We start from the raw sequence: 18,652 nt of genomic DNA, 5'->3' as shown, positions 1-18,652 counted from the left end.
TTGAAAAAAGTTCATTCGTGTTTTGAAGAATGCGAACCTGTGCATAGTCACTGTAGGCGTATTGATAAACTGACAAATTTGCGTCGATCGCGATCCAACCCGATATCACATCTCCTACAGAAAGAGTCACGTGTTGCCATAAGATCGTGTCGGTCGGTGGAGATTCATCACTCTTAATCAACAGAAAGTACATCCCTTCTTTCGGAGAAACAGTTTTCGTCGAATCGGCCAGGCTCTGCCAACTCGTTACCCGTTGAAGTGTGCCGTTATCCGCTAGGCTCACGCTCCAATTAGGTATGACAGAAAAGTCACTCTCAAAGCCACCGTTATAGATAATCCCACCCGAAGCGTACTGGCACGCAAATGCCGCTCCAAAAAATACCAGTAGCAAATACAGGCTGTAAGTTCTCCGAACAGTTCCACGTCCCATCAGCACTGACCTCCTCAACTAATTCAAGCAACACTTATTCACCGATGGAAACTTGCCTTGTTAAACGGATGCAAAAACCGTAGGGAAGCCAACGGTCATTCGTAGGAGAATGCTACATTGGTGCGTTTACTGAAACCGGCTTGCCGTGCTTGTCATGCGCGCGGGCATGGCCCGGTTGCCAGAACGACCTGGACTTAAGATAAGTATAAGTACTGGTGAGCCCCACTCGAGACCAGTTACAGGCCTCTCAGGGCCTCCGCCCCATCGATCACTGAACGAGATTACTTGGTAACGCTCGTTGGCCAGCAGCCCTGTTTTTGCGCAAGTCAGGGTTGAGATGGAATAAACGGAAACAGCTCGCGGATTTCCTGTTCTGTCGGTTGTCGGCCATACTCGCACACTTCGAAGGCTTCCGCATATTTAACCGCTTTTCCTTTCTCCGGCCCGTATAGTTCGATCAACCGATCGCGACACTTATCGGCAATTTGGGCAAATCTTCGGCGAAATGCCTCGCGCACCTCTTCCCGCTTCTTTTGCCGATCGGCTTCTGTCTGCGGCGTGGTCTCCGGCGATCCAAGAGCCCCGCCTTCAATGAACTGAGATTCAATGACAAGCAGGGCATCAAGTTTTTGCTCAATGACGTCATCAATGGCCACTACTATGTCAGGCCGAAAAGGATTTGGTCTCTGGAAATTATCGTACGAGTACAAAAACACAGGATTTCTTTTCAGGGGGGGCACATCGGGACAGAAAAATGGAACCGCAACCATGTAAGCAGAGTCTTGCATCAGGACGCCAGTGTAACGGTGATCGGGATGATAATCATTCGGCCGGTGTCCGATGACAATATCCGCCTCCCATTGGCGGATCAGGCGCGTCATCGTTTTTCGGTTTTCCAAGGTCGGCAAAAGTTCCCCGTCGTGGATATCCAGCACTTCCGTCGTGATTCCAAGGATTCTGGCAGCTTCCTGGACTTCTGCCGCTCGTCGCTGGGCCAGAGGACCACCCGCCATCGCCCAGTGCCCAATATCACCATTTGTCATTGAAACAAATTTGACCTGATGCCCGGCCCTTGCCCAAAGTGCTGCCACACCACCGGCACGAATTTCACAGTCGTCTGGATGGGCCCCAAACACGATGATCCGCAAAGGTCGGTTTTCCGCGGCCAGAAGCGGTCGCTCCTTGAGCCATCCAGCACCCAGCACGACCGCGCACACGAACCCCAGAATTGGGAGCATCCTGGAACACTGCACCAGCGATTGTCGGTTGCGGTTCATGTGACGGCTCCCATATCCCCATGCTCATGCACTCAAGATCGCCAGGCGAAGGAGCGTCGGCTGCTTCACCCCCCAAAAGAATTCAAGTTGGCCCATATTATTGGCTATCCCGTGACAGAAATCAAGTGAGAGCCATTTCTCTCGCTACGTATTGACAGTGAGCAGTCGCGGACCGGAACATGGAAAGAAAAACGCGAACCTTCAATAATCGCACGACCATTTGAGGTGGTCTGTCAGGAGTAACCAATTGGAGCTGCAGCACATGGGAAAGAAATGCTTCCTCACCCGTTCTGTCGTCGCGATCCTTCTTACCAGCACAGGAATGGTCTGCCAGGGCGAAATTCGCAGGCCGCAGGTCTCACCGAAAATGGGGATTAACCTTGCCGGACCGGCCGATTGGAATACCGAACTGCCGTTTGTTGATGTCTTTAAATTTTCCCGCCCCTGGATCAGCCAGCAAAAAGGAAAGCCCTGGGGCCAGGGCCCGCGTCTCGATCTCGATGATCACGGCTGGGTGCGGAGACTGGAACCCGACTGCTGGGCGGAAACACTCCTATGCACAATTGACGGCGGGCATTATCCCTCCGGAAACTACACTGTTTTCTACGACGGGAAAGGAAAGATTGAAGTCGGCAACGCTGCGCGAGTTTTGGAGGAACACCCGGGTCGAATGGTCCTCGAGGTCAATTCCACGAAAGGACCGATTTTTCTGCGGATCACTCAAACTGATCCTTCCGACTACATTCGAAACATCCGGGTGATTATGCCAGGCTTCGAAAAAGTGTATGAGAAAGAACCTTTCCATCCTGACTTCCTGAAACGATGGGCCGGGGTGAAATGCTTTCGATTCATGGACTGGATGGAAACCAATGGCTCCCGCATTGCGCGATGGGAAGATCGGCCAATGCTGCAGGATGCCACATTTTCCACGAAAGGTGTCCCGCTGGAGCTTATGATCGACCTCTGCAATCGCCAAAAAGCTGATGCTTGGTTCTGTATGCCCCATCTTGCCGACGACGAGTACGTTCGTAAATTCGCACAGCTCGTCAAAGAAAAATTGCAGCCGGAATTGAAAATTTATATTGAGTATTCCAACGAAGTATGGAACGGGATGTTCGAGCAGAGCCGCTGGGCAGGAGAGCAGGGGATGCGCCTGGGGTTTGCGGAAAAGCCTTGGGAAGCCGCATGGCGATACACGGCATGGCGATCGGTGCAAATCTTTCGCATTTGGGAGCAGGTGTTCGGGGGTACGGAGCGGCTCGTTCGGGTGCTTCCAAGTCAGGCCGCCAACCCGTATGTGTCTGAACAGATTCTGTCATTCCAGGATGCCTATCGAAACGCTGACGCGCTGGCTATCGCGCCGTATATCAGCATGAATGTCCAAACGTCTGGAAGCGGCCCGACAGCGCACGAAGTTGCCCAGTGGTCGGTGGAAAAACTGTTGGACTACGTTGAGAACGAAAGCCTTCCGCGGGCCATCGATTGGATAAGGCGACAAAAAGAGGTAGCGGATCGATTTGGGGTTCGTCTGGTGGCCTATGAGGCTGGGCAGCACCTTGTGGCCATTGGTGATGCCAACCGTAATCAAAAGCTCGTGGAATTGCTGAAACAGGCCAATCGCCACCCCCGAATGGGACTTATCTACGACAGATATTTTCAGGCTTGGGAACAGCTCGGCGGGGACTTGTGTTGCCATTTTTCCTCTGTGGGAGTATTTAATCAGTGGGGAAGCTGGGGGTTGCTGGAATATGCCGACGAATCACCTGCGCAGGCACCGAAATTCCAGGCATTCCAGCGCTGGCTCCAAAAATGGAATTTGACGCTTTCGCGATAAAGCAGCAGGATGAAGGCTAAGTGAAAGCGATTGGGTCATTTGAGTTACCCAGGTTCGCCCAGCAATTCAAAAACATGTGTAATAACCAAGCTGCATGTCACGCTCGACGTGCGCGGATATTTGAGACTTAGTATTTCCAAAAATTAAACTTTTATAGGTAGTGACAATTTTTAAATGAGTTCGTTCGGTTCGCCTCCTCCAACTTCCAAGACACCCAGCCTGCCACCCGCTGTGATTTTCCAGCATCCCGGCCGTATTTGGCAACTTGCGCTGTGCAACGCATGGGAATCTCTGCAACAAGTAGGACAGGTGTGGCAACCTTTGCCGCGAATTCTCGTCGCATCCATACCAGACAGGATCGAGGCCATCCTTCAGGACCGACCAGCAAGCTTTGCTGTGCTCTCCACCAAAAGCCTCCATTACCAGGCTTGCCTCCAGAGACTCCCGGATTGGACACAGCGGCACCCACTGGCCACATTTTGCGTGATCAACAACTCAGGCATCGATCTCAAACCCGCGCTTTGGGAGCTGGGTGTACGGTGTGTTGTTCAGTCCACTTGGGAGACGGAGATTCTTGCGAGGTGGTTGGCCTGGCACTTGCGCCGCCTGGACGAACCGCCCGACCAATGGCTGCAGGAAGTCTGGGATCGGCTGCCATGGCCGCGGTGGAGTGGAACAGGACTTGTGTCCGGCTAGAACATCTTTCTTCGGACTCGGCCTGAATCCCATGCATTGCACCGCCAAGTGCTTGCTAGTGGCGGTAGAATAGAAGAAACATCAGCACATTGCCTTTGCCAAGTATCAAAGAATCCGCTTCACTCGCATTTTTAACCGGGTCACAAAAAAGGTAGTGGCGGCGGTCAGAAGCTTCATTTTCAACTGCCTGCGTGGTGTTGACCAGTAACGAAAAGTCGACTCTGAGAGCTGAAAACGCCAAGCCTAGGACGAAAAAGGAGTGGTTCTATCCATGAGTAACGATGTTGTGACGCGTGAAAATATTCTCAAGGCTTTGGACCAATTTCTGGATCCTGAACTTGGCCGCAGTGTTGTCAGCCTGGACCAAGTGCAGGATATCAAGATCGGACCCGGTAGGGTCACCATTCATCTCGGACTAACGAGCTTTTGTGCCCCCTTATGGGATGAACTTGCTCAGGAAGTCCAGGATTTAGTCCGCAAAAACCTGGACTCATCTCTAGAAGTGGACGTGAAGATTTCCGAGTTTCCGCGGGCAGCAGAAAAACTTGGGCAAATCGGCCTCAAGGCCAAATACGTGGTAGCCGTGGGGTCCGGCAAGGGCGGGGTGGGAAAGAGCACCGTGGCCGCAGTCCTCGCTTTGGGTCTCAGCCGGGCTGGCTGCAAAGTGGGCCTCATGGACGCGGATGTTTACGGTCCGAGCATTCCACACCTCCTGGGAACCGAGGAGAGACCAACGCTCTACGAAGGGAAAATCGTCCCGATTGTGGTCGAAGGGATGCGGGTGATGTCGATGGGCTTCATTGTGCCACGGGAAGAGGCCGTGATTTGGCGTGGTCCGATGCTCCATCAGGCCGTACAACAGTTTCTGCGAGACACCGACTGGGGAGATCTCGACTACCTCATCGTTGACATGCCGCCGGGTACCGGTGATGTGGCGCTGAGCCTTTCCCAGCTCCTCCCTGTTTCCGGAGCGGTGGTGGTGTGCACTCCGCAGGAGCTGGCACTTTTGGATGCGGTCAAAGCCATTGCGATGTTCCGCAAAGTGAATATTGAGCTCTTAGGCATCGTGGAAAACATGAGCTACTTTGTGTGCCCAAACTGCGGAACCCGGCACGATATTTTCAGCTCTGGTGGAGCCAGAAAGAAAGCTGAAGAGCTCAAGGTGCCGTTCCTCGGCGAAATCCCACTCAATATGGCCATCCGCGTTCGCGGGGACGAAGGAAAACTTGTTGAGTGCTTCAACGACCCGGTGCTTCAGCCATGCCTGAATACGCTGTGCAAGAGCCTTGTTCGCCAAATCGTGGAAAAGCGCCGAGCGTCGCCGCCCCTTCCTTCGCTTTCCGTGCTGTGATGTTTCTCTGCTGGTTTCGCATTCAGCATGCAAAATGAACCAGGGAGCCTTTCTACCGGCTTCAGCTTGTTCATGCGGCTGGCCAGGCAGAAAAGATCCTACCGTATTCGGATGGCACATGCGCGATTGATAGCGATCGCTTCTGGCGTTGCTAGTTTATGGAAAACACCGTGCCGTCGCAGTCGAAAACTCATCATTCATAGCCATCAATGTCGTCCCAGTCGCTTTCCCCATCTTCTTCATCGACGGGAATGTCGTCGCGCTCGTCCAGAGCGGGAACCGCCACTTTGCCCGGTTTACTCTCCCGCTTGCGGAGAAAGATCCGTACGGGCACCTCGGGATAGGGGAGTTCTTCCTGGAGGGCATTGACAAGGTAGCGGCGGTAAGCGTTGGAGAATGCCTCCGGCTCGTTACAAAACATAACGATAGTGGGCGGCTGGACTCCCACTTGAGTGGCAAAATATATTTTCGGTCTCTTCGTCCCGGACAACGGTGGTGGATGCCGCTTAAGAATGGCCTGAAGGGCACGATTAAGTTGCCCGGTACCCACCCTTATTAGGGCCTGCTTGTGGAGTGATTGGGCGAGGTTGATGAGCCGTTTTACGTTCTTTCCTGTCTTCGCCGTAATGAACGCGATCGGCACATAGGACATATTGCCAAACGTACTGCGGAGTAAATTCACCCAGGACTCCGTTGGCACTTTGTTGGCGAGTAGATCCCACTTATTGACCACGAAAACGCACGGCTTCGTCTGTTCAGCGATGTATTTGGCGAGCTGCTTGTCCACCCGGGCAATATCCTGGGTGGCGTCGAAAAACAGGAGCACGACGTCAGCCCGTCGGATACTCTCTTGAGCCCGACAAACTCCATAAAAATCAACGTTTTCATGAATGCTTTTACGCCGCATAAGCCCGGGCGTATCAATCGCCACAAAGACCTGGCCGTCCAGCTCGAAGCGCACGTCGACACTGTCCCGGGTGGTGCCTGGAATTTCGCTAACAATCATCCGCTCCTCTTGGGCGAGAGTGTTGATAAAGGTGCTTTTCCCGACGTTTCTTCGACCCACCACCGCCAGTTTCATGACGGGTTCCGGCACGTCCTCCGGAGTCGAGGAGGGGAGCAGGCGGAAAATTTCCTCAAGCAACTCCTCTTTGCCACGATGCTGTTCGGCACTCACAGTGACCAACGGCCAACCCAGCTTGGCAAACTCCTGGGCTGCGGTGTCCCACTTCGGGGCATCGGCCTTGTTGGCGACGCAAATCGTGGGACGCTCCAGCGTCCTAAGGCGCCGGGAGATCTCCTCGTCCCAGGGCGTCAGACCTGCCCGGGTATCCACCACGAACAAAATGACGGTAGCCTCATGAAGTGCGATATCGATCTGTCGAGCGACATGCTCTTCCAGCTCTGCCGCATCCACAATTCCGATACCCCCCGTGTCGACGAACTCCAGCCAACGATCATCAATTCGCGCCAGAGCCGTGACCCGGTCCCGTGTTACTCCTGCCCGCGCGTCAACAACGGCCACCCGGCGCCCCACCAACCAGTTGAGGAGGCTCGATTTGCCCACATTCGGCCGACCTACAATGACCACTTTGGGAACAGACATGATGTTTCGTAGCTCCAAACGTCTTTAAAGCAATAAGTTTACCGACTTTTTGGGGTGCTAAGTGCTTCTTGCGATCACCGACGCCGAAAAAGCCCATGTTATCCACGAACGGAAGGTTTGTGCCATTTCCCGCCATTCATCAATTGTAAGGGAGTTGGTCAAAAATGTGGGGCCAGACGGAGTGATACGCACTTTGCGGTGCCAATATAAGCGGTTAGAGTGCCACCACGGCACCAAAATTGACGGGGAATTGGGAGACCAGCAGAGCAGAGAACCTTGCGGCGAAGACCGATACGCGGTCGGTCTAGCCAAGCGGTAGTTGGTGAACCACGTACCCAGTCGGATAAAGCACGTCCTGTCAGGCGGATTCTAGCGGCGCCCAACAAATTCCCGCGGGGCGGATTTGGTCTGAGCAATTTCGATAGCTTTGAGTAGCCCTCGGGCCTTGTTGAGGGTTTCATGCCATTCGCGGCGAGGATCACTGTCGGCTACGATACCCGCCCCGGCCTGAATGTAGGCCTTGTCACCCTGCACCACGATGGTCCGAAGGGTGATGCAGGTGTCCATATTTCCACTGAAGTCAAAGTACCCCACAGCGCCAGCATATGGCCCCCGTTTGTGGGGTTCAATCTCGTCAATGATTTCCATTGCCCGGACTTTTGGAGCCCCCGATACCGTTCCGGCTGGCAGGCACGCCTGAAGGGCGTCAAAGGCCGACCGTCCGGGTGCCAGCTCTCCAGTAACATTGGACGTAATATGCATCACGTGGCTGTACCGCTCGATGGTCATGACGTCCGTCAATTTGATCGACCCAAATCGGCAAACCCGTCCCAGGTCATTCCTTCCCAAATCCACGAGCATAACGTGTTCCGCACGCTCTTTGGGGTCGGCCAACAATTCCTCCGCCAGTCGCCGATCTTCTTCCTCCGATCTGCCCCGCGGTCGAGTACCCGCCAATGGCCGAGTCGTCACCTGTCGGCCAACCACACGCACCAGAATTTCTGGCGAACTTCCGACCAGCGTCACGCTTGGGCTTCGCACATAGAACATGAATGGGCTGGGATTGATCACCCGTAGCGCTCGATACACCTCGAACGGGTGAGCCTGAAGATCAACTTCTAGCCGCTGGCTGATCACCACCTGAAAAATATCGCCCGCCTCAATGTAACGAATACATTTGCGAACCGCCTCTTCGAATTGTTCCTGGGTGAAATTGGATTGATACTTGACCGTGGGTTCCCCTTCGAGCGGAATGTCGAACGGCTCAAGATCTGCAGGCGTGTTTTGCAAACGTTCAATAACTTCGTCAATCCTCCGGCACGCATCGTCGTAGGCGTCGGAAAGGCTCCACCCAGGACGTCGAACGTGGGCCAGCGCCACGACGATGAGGGCTTTGGTGACGTTGTCGAAAATCACCATTCTGTCGTAGAAACCGAAGGACAGGTCCGGGATGTGACGGTCGTCCGGCGGGACATTCGGTAGTCGCTCGTAATATCGGACAACGTCATAACCCACGTATCCTACGGCACCCCCACAAAATGGGGGAAGTTCGGGCAATGTCCTCACCCGCAGGCTTTCTACTCGTTTGCGGAGCTCCTCGATGGGGTTCTGGCAGATGTACTGCCTCGTTTCCAGGAGCGGTGCTCCCGATGCAGAAACACCCGTGTAGGAATTAACAATGACACGCCGATCCCAGGCTTCCACCTCCAAGAAGGGATGCGTGGCGAGGAAGCTGTAGCGGCCGACTTTTTCTCCCCCAGTCACGCTTTCCGCCAGACATGCGCACCGACCGGCATCCAGCTTGTGAAAGGCCGACACGGGCGTGAGGGAGTCACTCACAAGGCGGCGATACACGGGGACGAGGTCAACCCCCTCGGCCAGCTCGGCAAATCTCGCGAATTCCGGATAGTATTTGGGCGTAGACATTTGTTAACTCGTTTTTCAGTCTCTGGGCAAGGACCGGCCAGCTTCTTCTATTATGACGTCGATTGCTGTTCGCTTCAGCCCCAGCAGACGGGGTTTAAAGCGGCACTTCCCGAGACAGGCTCGTGCCACAGATTGCCGCAATCGAGCGTCAACGCGCGCCTCCCCGGAAACACTGAAAACCGACCAGGGATTCAAACAGTCGGCTTCACCAGGAAGCCTTTAAGGGTAATGGACACCCAATAGCGCAAGCAGGCTCACGAGGAGGAATTGAGGCGCCCACTCGAAAAATTCAGGAAAAATTTTTCCCGAACAAAGGATGACAACTGAGCGCACAGACGATTGGCACCGGTGGTTTTTCGCCCGGAAGAGGGAGACCGTCTCAACCCGAAACTACTGGGACAAAGCCGATGCCGGCAGAGAGGCTTTGAGGCTATTGACCTTAGCGGCGAGGCGTGCCTTGGTCCTCGCGGCGGCATTGGGGTGAATGATGCGTTTGACACCTGCCCGGTCCAAAAGTTTGTACGCTTTTCGCAATTCCTCTTCTGCACGGGCTAAGTCACCCGCAGCCACCGCTTCCCGCACTTTTCGACACTGGGTCCGGGTAGCGCGCTTGATGGATCGATTGTGGAGTCGCCGCTTGATATTCTGCCGCAGACGTTTTTTTGCGCTTTTTGTGTTGGGCATATCCTTCAGAGCACCCAAAAGCCATTCTAAGGACTTACAATCCGATCGACGTCCAACCTAGTTTGCCAAAAACGTGATTATCGGGCCTATTCTTCGTCTTGTCCAGGGGGCAGTTCGACCTCCACCGCCTCTTCCTCGGCCGTGGCACCTCCCCGCTGAGCTTCCAAACGCTTGGCAATCTTGTCTAGCAACTCTCCAACGTTCCGGTAGGAATAATCCATAGCCGCCAAGGCACTCGCGTGCTGTTCGGCCCTCCGGTAGTCCTTCAGGCGATACGCCAGAACTGCGGCAGAGTACAGAGCCCGCTTCTTATTCTCGGCATCCCGGTCGGAGATCTCCTGGACAGCATCTTCAAAATGCTTCATGGCCAAACGATGCTGACCGATTTTCTCGAAACACTGCCCCAGGTTGAGAAGGCACACACCCTTCCGCCGCGGGTCTGTTTGGGCGACCTGATACTGCTTGATCGCCTCTTCATACATCTCATTAAGCTGGTAACGAACACCCAGCTCGAAGCGGAACGCCAGATTGTTCGGGAACCGCTCCACGCGGTCTTTGTACACTTCCAGCTCTTTTGTCCAGAGGGCCTTCTGGGCGGCCACCATCTTCTGTTTCGTTTGATCCGAGGGATTACTGCGGTATTCTTTTTCCGCTTCTGCCAAAGCCTGACGAAGCCGACGAAGCTGCAGGTCCTCAAGTTTTTCTTTCGCGGCGACGTCTTTGGTGATTTCGTATGCTTTGGCCATCAACTGTTCGGCCCGACCATACTCACCATCCCGGACATAAATTTCAGCCAACTCATAATAAAGCGGCAAATTCGTGGGTTGCCGCTTGATCTCCATTTCCAGCCGATCTCGACGACTTAAGGCGTCCGCCGTCCGGACCTCACCGCCGATTGCCTCTATCCGCCGCCGAGATTCTCCAGTCTCGTCGTATTTACCGATTTCGATCGTCTTGCGAACCGTCAGGTCGGCAATAGCCTTTGGAGCCTCCGGATCGTTTGGCCTGAGCTGCTCCACCTTGTGCCACATGGCGATGGCCTGGTCATAAAGCTTGAGCTCTGCCAAAGTCCGGGCGCAGCGCCGGCACATTTCCACATCTTTCGGGTTGGCATCGAGTGCCTGCCTGAGATAAACAAGTTGCGCCTCATGGTACCCGCACTGCTCGCACGCCTGGGACAGTGCCGTCAGCACACCCGTGTCCCATGGGTTGATCTTGAGCGCCTCGGCCCCAATTCGGAACACATTCACCCAGTCTTTACCGTGAACGGCCTTCTTCAAGGCGGCCTTCAGAGGAGCCAGTTTGAAGAACCCCAAGGCCTTGCCGCGCTTGTTATTATTGAACTTCTTTTTAAGATTGCTTAAGAAGGCCTGAACGTATAAAGCGTTGCCCGGTTCCCCCACTACGCACTCGGTGTAAACGTCGGCAGCGTAGTCGAAATTCTCCTGGGCCGCTATGCGATTCCCGTACTCAAAGCACTCTTTGAGTCGCTTTCGCTTGGCCGGGCTCGGTTCCGGCGGCACATTACCGACAGCCTGTGCAGAAGTTTCAGATGCCATTTTGGCCTCGACGAGGAACAGGAACGTTTCTGACTCCCCCGGCGGTTTGACTCCGCCTCAACACCACTTTTTTCCATATTTCGCCTAATACCATTTTAGCCACAACAACTCCAAACTCAACAGACCAAACCGTGGCCAACTCGGGGGCCTTGATGCGATGACTGATCAGAGCAAGCAAAAGGAGTCGTCAAAGGTCAGACTAGGCACCGTGTATCTCGTGGGTGCCGGGCCAGGTGATCCTCGACTCATCACCCTGTGGGGCATCCAGTGCCTTCAAAAGGCCGATGTCGTCATCTACGACTATCTGGTCGATCCCGCGCTTCTCGAGTACGCTCCCAAAAAGGCGCGACGGATTCCGCTGGGTCACCACAGTCAGGGACGAGTGCTTTCTCAGGACGAAATCAACCAATTAATTTTCACAGCGGCACACCAGGGTCAGACAGTGGTGCGATTGAAAGGGGGTGATCCGCTCATTTTTGGCCGCTTCGCTGAGGAAGCCTCCTTCCTGCGGCAGCAAGGCATCCCAACCGTCATCATTCCGGGGATCACGGCAGCCCTGGGGGCCGCCTCGCTTGCTGAAATCCCGCTCACGCACGCGGATCAGGCGTCCGCCGTGGCCTTTGTTGCGGGAAATGAACACAGCTACAAGGGTGAAAGCCACCTCGACTACGAAGTTCTGGCACGGTTTCCGGGCACGCTTATTTATTACATGGGCGTCCGCTCCGCATCAGAATGGACGCGACAACTCATCGCTCACGGCAAATCCGCTGCTACCCCGGTAGTTTTAGTGCGCCGGTGCGGGTGGCCAGATCAGCAAACCTTCAAAATGACTCTCGGCGAGCTTCCCCAGCTAATTGCCCACGCCCAGATCAAACCACCTGCTGTTATCGTCGTGGGCGAAACAGCGAGGGAAGCTCCCACTGAGGCGTGGTACGTGCGTCAGCCACTGTTCGGCCAGTGCGTCCTGGTCACCCGGGCCGAGGAACAGGCCGCCGAATTGCGGAACCTACTGGAATCTCTTGGCGCACATGTTGTCGTCCATCCTGTGATTGAAATCCTCCCGATCTCCGACTGGCGCCCACTCGACGAAGCAATTTCCTCTTTAGAGTCCTACGAGTGGCTCGTTTTCACGAGTGGAAACGGCGTGCGTTTCTTCATGGAAAGGCTGTTCCATCTCGGGGGAGACGCTCGTCGGCTAAGAGGACTGCAAATTGCGGTTATCGGACCCGGAACAGCAGCGGCCCTGAGACAATTCGGCCTGCGTGCGGACCTCATTCCCGCTCAGTTCTGTGCGGAAAAGCTCGCCGAGGAACTGAACCGTCTCCCGACCCGGGGAAGAATCCTGCTTGTTCGAGCAAGCCGGGGCAGGCCGGTCCTGCTGGACGAACTGAGACAGGGCGGTTGGGATGTCAATCAGGTTGCGGCCTACGAAAGCCGCGACGTAAAGACTATCTCCCCGGAAGTCGAACGTCTTTTCAGAGACGGACGAATTCATTGGATCACTGCCACGAGTCCTTCTATCGCCACGGCGGTCGTCCGCCTTTTCGGCAGTTATTTGCCAATCGTCCGCATCGCCAGCATTAGCCCAATCACGTCGGCTGTCCTCCGCGAGCACGGTTTTGAACCTGCCGCCGAGGCGCAGACGTACACGATTCCCGGGGTGGTGGACGCAATCGTTGAGGCAGTTCAGCGAGAGCGTGCGGACCAGCATTGAAAGGATGTGCTATTTCTGACGAAGCCGGGCTTCTGACGTCCGCATCCCGGTGGCTTCTGTTCACCAAAAAGACGAGTGACAGAATCAGAACATTCAAATGAGAACAGACGAGAAAAAATGGCACTTAAGACAAAAGCTGGCACTCGATTCAAGGGATTTCGCGAAGAGTGAGAAAACCGGCGACTCCCAGCAGCACCGCAGCAGCAATAAACCCTACATCCATGATGACACTCACGCGTCCAAAAGGGATTCCAAGAGCCAGGTCGAGACCAAACAGGAGGATTAACAGCGCACTTCCGACCATTCCGAAGATGCAGAGGCCTTTACCCATCGATGTCTATCCTCAAGGTGCTCGTCCCGTAAGGTGCTTCACCTCAGTCCACCCAAACTGGGCAAATTCGCTGCCTCGAAACACTTGTCCACAACAAAAGAGCATCGCCTTACAGCAAGAAGACCATTTTCTCACCTTGCCGAGTCCCTTACACGAGCCAGAAAGCGGCCTATTATAGCGGCGTCAAGGAAAATCTACCACACGAGCATAGCTTCCGGCGGAAGCGGCTGAACCACAGTCGGCCCGCGCTTTACCCCATTTGGGCGACACGGATACATTCTCCAGTTTAATCAGAGCCCCTCTATTCACAAGCGCGAACCATACTGGCAACCTCTGCTCACGCCAGCGGTCGAACAACAGAAGTGCTGCGCAGGTAGTCAAAGAATGTCTGTTCGGAGAGCACGCCACCCCCTAGCCCGCTCTTTTTGATCCCAGCGTACGGCACCCCGTGGGGGAAGAGGTTGTGGGCGTTAATCCAGCTATTGGCGGCCTCCATGGCTTCCGCTACACGACGAGCCCTCTCCAAATCCGTCGTCCACACACTGTTGGCCAGACCGTAATCCGTATCGTTCGCTTTGGCAATAGCATCCTGCTCGTCGTCGAAGGGAGTCAGGTAAGCTACGGGGCCAAAGATCTCCTCTTGCGCCGCAACATTTTTCAGTGATCCGGCCAGTAGAGCCGGTTTGACGTAGAAACCCCTCTTACCCGGTACCTCCGCTTCACCCCCCTCAAGAATTACCTCCGCCCCCTCCTGCCGCCCACGCTCGATGTAAGAAAGAATTCGCTTCTTCTGCTTTTCATTAACTACTGGTCCAATATCGACTCGAGGTTCCAATTCATGACCGATCTTCAGGGACCGAAGACGCTCTACAGCCTGTTCGACAAACTTGTCGTAGATGGACTTCTGGATGATCCACCGCGTGGCCGTACAACAGACCTGCCCGCAATGGAATGTGACAGCCCGTACCAGTTTCTCCACAGTATCCGGAAGGTCCACATCGTCGAAGACCACGGCAGCTCCTTTGCCGCCCAATTCCAGTTTCACCGGGACCAGGTTTCGGCCACAGGCTTCCGCAACGAGTCGGCCCACTTCCGGCGATCCTGTGAAGGACATTCGCCGCAATCCGGGGTGCCGAGCAAGGGCCGCCCCGGTGATTTCGCCAATACCAGGAATGACATTGATAACGCCGTCGGGAATGCCGGCTTCCCTCGCCAGATGAGCCACAAACAGCGTGGACAGCGGTGTGTCCTCCGCTGGTTTGATGACAACCGTGTTCCCCGCAGCAAGCGCTGGCGCGATTCCCCAGCCCACGAGCAGAATCGGGAAATTCCATGGAAAAATAAACCCGCAGGGACCCCATGGTGCGCGATATGAATATGCCTCGTAACGGGGCACCGCCAGCGTAGCACGACGCTCGATGTGGAGCGACATTTCGATGAAGTAACGCATCGTGTCAATAAAGTTCTGCACGTCTGCCTCAGCCTGGCGGTAAATCTTTCCGCAATCGAGGGCTTCGATTTGTGCAAGCACCCGCTTCCTCTTCTCCACCGCTTCCACCCAGCGATGAAGCAGAGCACCCCGCTCGTGAGCAGTCATTGTAGGCCAACCGCTCTCACGAAACGCCTTCCATGCAGCATTGACGGCCTGGTCCACCTCTTCTGGCTGCATGTTATCGACCTCGGCCAACACCTCGCCCGTCCCTGGATCCCGGGTCACGAAGGTCTCTCCCTTTTGGGAAAAGACCTCCTTCCCACCAATCACGCCTCCAAAACGCTTCTTTTGGAGAAACTCTCGAACCTCTGGCAAAAGATCGAATTCCGCGATGGCCATAAGCAGGTCCTCCGTCACGAAATTTCACCAAATACGCTCCGCAGAAGAGAGTATGCCACGGAAACCGGAAATCCACGGCTCGTCCACAATATAGCAAAGTTGACTCCACAAAACGAGCCGACCATCCTAGGTCAAGGAGAAACTAACTTGCCAAGCCGTGAAGTCCCTCCGCAGCACGACATTGACTTGGCCTGCGGTCCACGTGTCCCTTTCTCATTGACACGCGACAGGTATGGCAGCCCCCAGGACTCTGCCCAAAGCATCCGCAACTTTTCGGCAGAGTTCCATTGTGGTTTCGAACTGCTCGAAGGTAAGAGACTGAAAACCGTCGCTGAGAGCCGTTTCGGGCCGCGGATGCACTTCAATGATGAGCCCATCCGCACCTGCGGCGACCGCGGCAGCGGCCATCTGCGGCACCAGGGCACTGTGTCCTGTGCCGTGACTGGGATCCACAATGACGGGAAGGTGCGTCCTCTGGTGAAGCCAAACTACTGTGGCCAATGAAAGCGTGTAGCGCGTGTGCGACTCGAACGTGCGGATGCCTCGTTCGCAGAGGATCACGTTGTGATTGCCCGTGTTCAGAATATATTCCGCTGCCAGCAAAAGTTCCTCGGCGGTGGCTGCCGGACCCCGCTTCAGAAGGACCGGCTTGCCTGCATGCCCGGCCTCTTCCAGAAGCCGGTAATTCTGCATGTTGCGTGCCCCAATTTGCAGGATGTCCGCGTATTTGGCCACCACGGGAACATCGGCAGGTGTGATCACTTCGGTTACCACGGGCAGACCGGTCTCTTCCCGGGCGGCGGCAAGTATCTTAAGACCGTCTTCTTTAAGGCCCTGAAAACTGTAAGGACTCGTCCGTGGTTTGAACGCACCACCCCGAAGCGCGGTCGCGCCCGCAGCTTTGACTGCTCGGGCTGTGGACAAAGTCTGCTCTTCAGTTTCGACAGAGCAGGGCCCGGCAATCACGCCAATGTGGGAATTCCCAGCTATGAACGGACCAACCCGCACCACGGTACGTTCGGGTTTGACCTCCAAACTGGCTACCTTGTAGGGCGCGAGAATCGGGATTACCTCGGCAACGCCGGGACAGCTTTCCAGCGACGCACGGTGCTCGTCCCGTTTGTCACCTATCGCCGCTATGACGGTGCGTTCCGTCCCGTGAATAACGTGGGGGCGCAGTCCGAGAGATTGCACGCGCTCCACGACATAGTTGATCTCGTGTTCTGTTGCTCCTTTCTGCATGACAACAATCATGGGGCACTCTCCTTTCACACTTGATTACCTTGGTGGGTGTGGCACCAACTATCCGAACTCCCAACTCCAAATAAAAAGCCCTGGTAACCTTCTTTGGTTGCCAGGGCTGGGGTTGCTTTCGGTTATGATTCAAACCGTTTATGGACCTCCACCGGCCCCGCAACCAGGCGGGCTAAAGTAAAACCGGTAGTAGGCCCAAATTCGATTCATGGTACACTCCAAGGGATTATGGTTTCCAATCCTCCATTATCATATGATCGCATTTGCTCCTTTGCAAGTGGAGGAAAAAAAAGGGGCAGAGCCGCTGTGATAGGGTCCCCCCTCGGGGATCGATGACCCCGCCTTTATTAGAAGCACCTGCCGCCGTCCTCGAGCGACCATCGTGAACCCGACGTGAGAGTCGATCACTCCCCTAACAAACTCGGTGGTCGGTGGTTGGTGATTCGAGCAATCCAGGCAGCCTTCCGTCCTTCTCATCTTTTCCTGTGCTCCCCGAGGCAAGCTGGCCTGAATCATCCCTGACGCTCGTGTTAGCGGAACCCGCGATTCTACGAGGAACCTTTGCCTTGGCCTCTATAATTCCTCAAGCTGGCACACAAACTCGGACAGGATTATTGGTCCGGCGAGACGAGCATTTGGCAAAAAGCGCGAGCTGAAAGATTCATCTGTGGCAATAACCTCATGGATTTGTCAGCGCTCATACCATCGCCGAGGTTATGCAACCCCAAATTGCATGGGCCGGTTACCAAGCAGTAAGAATTCTCGAAGTGAGTCGGAGGACGATCAATGGCGGATTGGCTTGAAGAGGGAGTGGAGGCCCCTGACTTTAAACTGCCTTCCGACACAGGCGAAACGATTCATCTGAAGACTCTTCGCGGTCGCCCAGTGGTGCTCTACTTTTATCCCAAAGACGATACACCGGGATGTACCCGCGAGGCCTGTGCATTTCGGGACCTCAAAGCGGAAATGGAAAAACTCGGAGCGGTCGTGCTGGGAGTAAGCGCGGATGACCTAGAGAGCCACAAAAAATTCCGTCAGAAGTACAACCTAAACTTCCCGCTTCTTTCGGACGTCGACCACAAGGTGGCCGAAATGTTCGGTGCCTGGCGAGAAAAAGTACGCTTCGGCAAAAAATCCTTGGGGATCCAGCGATCCACGTTCCTCATCGACGCCCAGGGAGTCATCCGAAAAGTGTGGAAAAACGTCAAAGTGGACGGGCATGACGAGCAGGTGCTCAAAGCCCTCCAGGAGTTAGTGGGGAAGTGACGACCCCGTTGAGCTCCATCGCTGTTTCACGGCCTAAAATGATATCGTCCAAAGCGACCCAACTTGCCGTAACTGGAGAGTCTCAATTGAGATGGGGAGTCTTTGGGGGAATTGAAAACCAACGAGAGGTGTCGCGGTATGTTTCAGTTCAAAGACTCGATGAAAGCGGTGTGGGTCAACATCGCACCCCTCAGTGTGTGTGTCCTGGCGGTCCTGGGATGTCAACAGGCTCCCCAGGAAGAGGTTGTTATTCGTCCAGAAAAGACTGTGGTAGTTCGCCCCACGGATTCGAGCAGCCCCCAGCAGCCGACATCTAACGAAAACCAGCAAATGATGCCCAGTACTGAAAGTTCCAATACCCCAGCCGAACATCCTGAAGCTGATAGCGGGGAAATCGTCCTGGGGGGAAAGTACCGGCTTACAGTTCCGCAAGGATGGCAGCGGCGGACACCGGCGATCTCGATGATCGAGTACGAGTTCTCCGTACCGGCAGTAGAAGGCGATCCGCGGGACGGACGCGTCACTTTCATGGCAGCCGGAGGATCCGTAGAGGCAAACATCCAGCGATGGATCAACCAATTCGAACATCCCGAGGGTCAGCCAGCGTCGGACCAGGTGAAACAAGAAACGTTGGAAATCGCGGGGACACGCGTCCATCTCGTGGATATAACGGGAACCTACATGGAGAGTTCTGGCCCCATGATGGGCAATGCAGTCCCACGCGAAAACTACCGAATGCTGGGGGCTGTTATTGAATCGCAGGACGGTCTTAACTACTTCATCAAGTTCTATGGGCCCCGAAAAACGGTGACAACAAACGCGGAGGCCTTCCGCAAGATGATTCAGTCCCTCCACCCATGAGGCCCACTCCACGCGATCTCACGCGTGAGCTA

The 18,652-nt window shown here is 55.0% G+C and carries 15 protein-coding genes; 6 read left to right on the top strand and 9 right to left on the bottom strand.

Features of this window, described 5'->3' with window-relative positions; genetic code table 11:
- Positions 1–430, bottom strand: a 430-nt coding sequence (locus ABJK56_RS17950) for a hypothetical protein (protein WP_347246056.1), incomplete at its 3' end; no start/stop codon positions are given.
- Positions 431–756: 326 nt separating this feature from the next.
- Entirely contained in the window at positions 757–1,707 is a 951-nt protein-coding gene (locus ABJK56_RS17945) for a PIG-L family deacetylase (protein WP_347246055.1), read from the bottom strand.
- 262 nt (positions 1,708–1,969) lie between these two features.
- Here ABJK56_RS17945 and ABJK56_RS17940 point away from each other — a divergent pair, with 262 nt between their 5' ends.
- The 3 genes from ABJK56_RS17940 (at position 1,970) to ABJK56_RS17930 (ending at position 5,588) form a co-directional block, all read left to right on the top strand.
- Positions 1,970–3,541: a hypothetical protein gene (locus ABJK56_RS17940; RefSeq protein ID WP_347246054.1), complete on the top strand. Its 1,572-nt coding sequence runs from the start codon at positions 1,970–1,972 to the stop codon at positions 3,539–3,541.
- 174 nt (positions 3,542–3,715) lie between these two features.
- A complete protein-coding gene (locus ABJK56_RS17935; RefSeq protein ID WP_347246053.1) occupies positions 3,716–4,237 on the top strand; it encodes a hypothetical protein in 522 nt (173 codons plus the stop codon).
- Between the two features lie 271 nt (positions 4,238–4,508).
- Complete coding sequence (locus ABJK56_RS17930; RefSeq protein ID WP_347246052.1) at positions 4,509–5,588, top strand: Mrp/NBP35 family ATP-binding protein; 1,080 nt, start codon at positions 4,509–4,511, stop codon at positions 5,586–5,588.
- A gap of 193 nt (positions 5,589–5,781) precedes the next feature.
- Here ABJK56_RS17930 and der read toward each other — a convergent pair whose 3' ends face one another.
- The 4 genes from der to ABJK56_RS17910 form a co-directional block, all read right to left on the bottom strand.
- Complete coding sequence (der, locus tag ABJK56_RS17925; protein ID WP_347246051.1) at positions 5,782–7,194, bottom strand: ribosome biogenesis GTPase Der; 1,413 nt, start codon at positions 7,192–7,194, stop codon at positions 5,782–5,784.
- Positions 7,195–7,563: 369 nt separating this feature from the next.
- On the bottom strand, positions 7,564–9,120 hold the full coding sequence (gene trpE, locus ABJK56_RS17920; RefSeq protein ID WP_347246050.1) for an anthranilate synthase component I: 1,557 nt from the start codon (positions 9,118–9,120) through the stop codon (positions 7,564–7,566).
- Between the two features lie 390 nt (positions 9,121–9,510).
- Complete coding sequence (rpsT, locus tag ABJK56_RS17915; RefSeq protein WP_347246049.1) at positions 9,511–9,804, bottom strand: 30S ribosomal protein S20; 294 nt, start codon at positions 9,802–9,804, stop codon at positions 9,511–9,513.
- A gap of 86 nt (positions 9,805–9,890) precedes the next feature.
- Positions 9,891–11,363, bottom strand: a complete 1,473-nt coding sequence (locus ABJK56_RS17910; RefSeq protein ID WP_347246048.1) for a hypothetical protein — start codon at positions 11,361–11,363, stop codon at positions 9,891–9,893.
- A gap of 157 nt (positions 11,364–11,520) precedes the next feature.
- On the opposite strand from ABJK56_RS17910, the gene cobA reads away from it, so the two are divergent.
- Positions 11,521–13,077 carry a uroporphyrinogen-III C-methyltransferase gene (gene cobA, locus ABJK56_RS17905; protein WP_347246047.1) on the top strand — a complete coding sequence of 519 codons (1,557 nt, stop codon included), beginning with the start codon at positions 11,521–11,523 and terminating at the stop codon, positions 13,075–13,077.
- A 148-nt stretch (positions 13,078–13,225) separates the two neighbouring features.
- On the opposite strand, the gene ABJK56_RS17900 is transcribed toward cobA, so the two are convergent.
- From ABJK56_RS17900 to aroF, 3 genes are all read right to left on the bottom strand, one after another.
- A complete protein-coding gene (locus ABJK56_RS17900) occupies positions 13,226–13,408 on the bottom strand; it encodes a hypothetical protein (RefSeq protein WP_347246046.1) in 183 nt (60 codons plus the stop codon).
- A 337-nt stretch (positions 13,409–13,745) separates the two neighbouring features.
- Entirely contained in the window at positions 13,746–15,239 is a 1,494-nt protein-coding gene (locus ABJK56_RS17895; RefSeq protein WP_347246045.1) for an aldehyde dehydrogenase family protein, read from the bottom strand.
- A 213-nt stretch (positions 15,240–15,452) separates the two neighbouring features.
- Entirely contained in the window at positions 15,453–16,493 is a 1,041-nt protein-coding gene (gene aroF / locus ABJK56_RS17890; RefSeq protein WP_347246044.1) for a 3-deoxy-7-phosphoheptulonate synthase, read from the bottom strand.
- 786 nt (positions 16,494–17,279) lie between these two features.
- Between aroF and bcp the strand changes: the two genes are divergently transcribed.
- Together bcp and ABJK56_RS17880 are read left to right on the top strand one after the other, a co-directional pair.
- Positions 17,280–17,759 (top strand): thioredoxin-dependent thiol peroxidase, encoded by a 480-nt coding sequence (gene bcp / locus ABJK56_RS17885; RefSeq protein ID WP_347246043.1) that lies wholly within the window; start codon positions 17,280–17,282, stop codon positions 17,757–17,759.
- A 138-nt stretch (positions 17,760–17,897) separates the two neighbouring features.
- Positions 17,898–18,620, top strand: a complete 723-nt coding sequence (locus ABJK56_RS17880; protein ID WP_347246042.1) for a hypothetical protein — start codon at positions 17,898–17,900, stop codon at positions 18,618–18,620.
- Positions 18,621–18,652 lie beyond the last annotated feature (32 nt).

This window comes from Thermogutta sp. (genome assembly GCF_039793925.1).
Classification (GTDB): Bacteria; Planctomycetota; Planctomycetia; order Pirellulales; family Thermoguttaceae; genus Thermogutta.
The sequence above is the reverse complement of the archived record's forward strand: the minus strand, read 5'-3'. Positions and strand labels throughout refer to the sequence as shown.

Coding starts and splice junctions, on each gene's coding strand:
- ABJK56_RS17945 (WP_347246055.1), bottom strand. CDS start 1,707: ATGAACCGCAACCGACAATCGCTGGTGCAGTGTTCCAGGATGCTCCCA.
- ABJK56_RS17940 (WP_347246054.1), top strand. CDS start 1,970: ATGGGAAAGAAATGCTTCCTCACCCGTTCTGTCGTCGCGATCCTTCTT.
- ABJK56_RS17935 (WP_347246053.1), top strand. CDS start 3,716: ATGAGTTCGTTCGGTTCGCCTCCTCCAACTTCCAAGACACCCAGCCTG.
- ABJK56_RS17930 (WP_347246052.1), top strand. CDS start 4,509: ATGAGTAACGATGTTGTGACGCGTGAAAATATTCTCAAGGCTTTGGAC.
- der (WP_347246051.1), bottom strand. CDS start 7,194: ATGTCTGTTCCCAAAGTGGTCATTGTAGGTCGGCCGAATGTGGGCAAA.
- trpE (WP_347246050.1), bottom strand. CDS start 9,120: ATGTCTACGCCCAAATACTATCCGGAATTCGCGAGATTTGCCGAGCTG.
- rpsT (WP_347246049.1), bottom strand. CDS start 9,804: ATGCCCAACACAAAAAGCGCAAAAAAACGTCTGCGGCAGAATATCAAG.
- ABJK56_RS17910 (WP_347246048.1), bottom strand. CDS start 11,363: ATGGCATCTGAAACTTCTGCACAGGCTGTCGGTAATGTGCCGCCGGAA.
- cobA (WP_347246047.1), top strand. CDS start 11,521: ATGACTGATCAGAGCAAGCAAAAGGAGTCGTCAAAGGTCAGACTAGGC.
- ABJK56_RS17900 (WP_347246046.1), bottom strand. CDS start 13,408: ATGGGTAAAGGCCTCTGCATCTTCGGAATGGTCGGAAGTGCGCTGTTA.
- ABJK56_RS17895 (WP_347246045.1), bottom strand. CDS start 15,239: ATGGCCATCGCGGAATTCGATCTTTTGCCAGAGGTTCGAGAGTTTCTC.
- aroF (WP_347246044.1), bottom strand. CDS start 16,493: ATGATTGTTGTCATGCAGAAAGGAGCAACAGAACACGAGATCAACTAT.
- bcp (WP_347246043.1), top strand. CDS start 17,280: ATGGCGGATTGGCTTGAAGAGGGAGTGGAGGCCCCTGACTTTAAACTG.
- ABJK56_RS17880 (WP_347246042.1), top strand. CDS start 17,898: ATGTTTCAGTTCAAAGACTCGATGAAAGCGGTGTGGGTCAACATCGCA.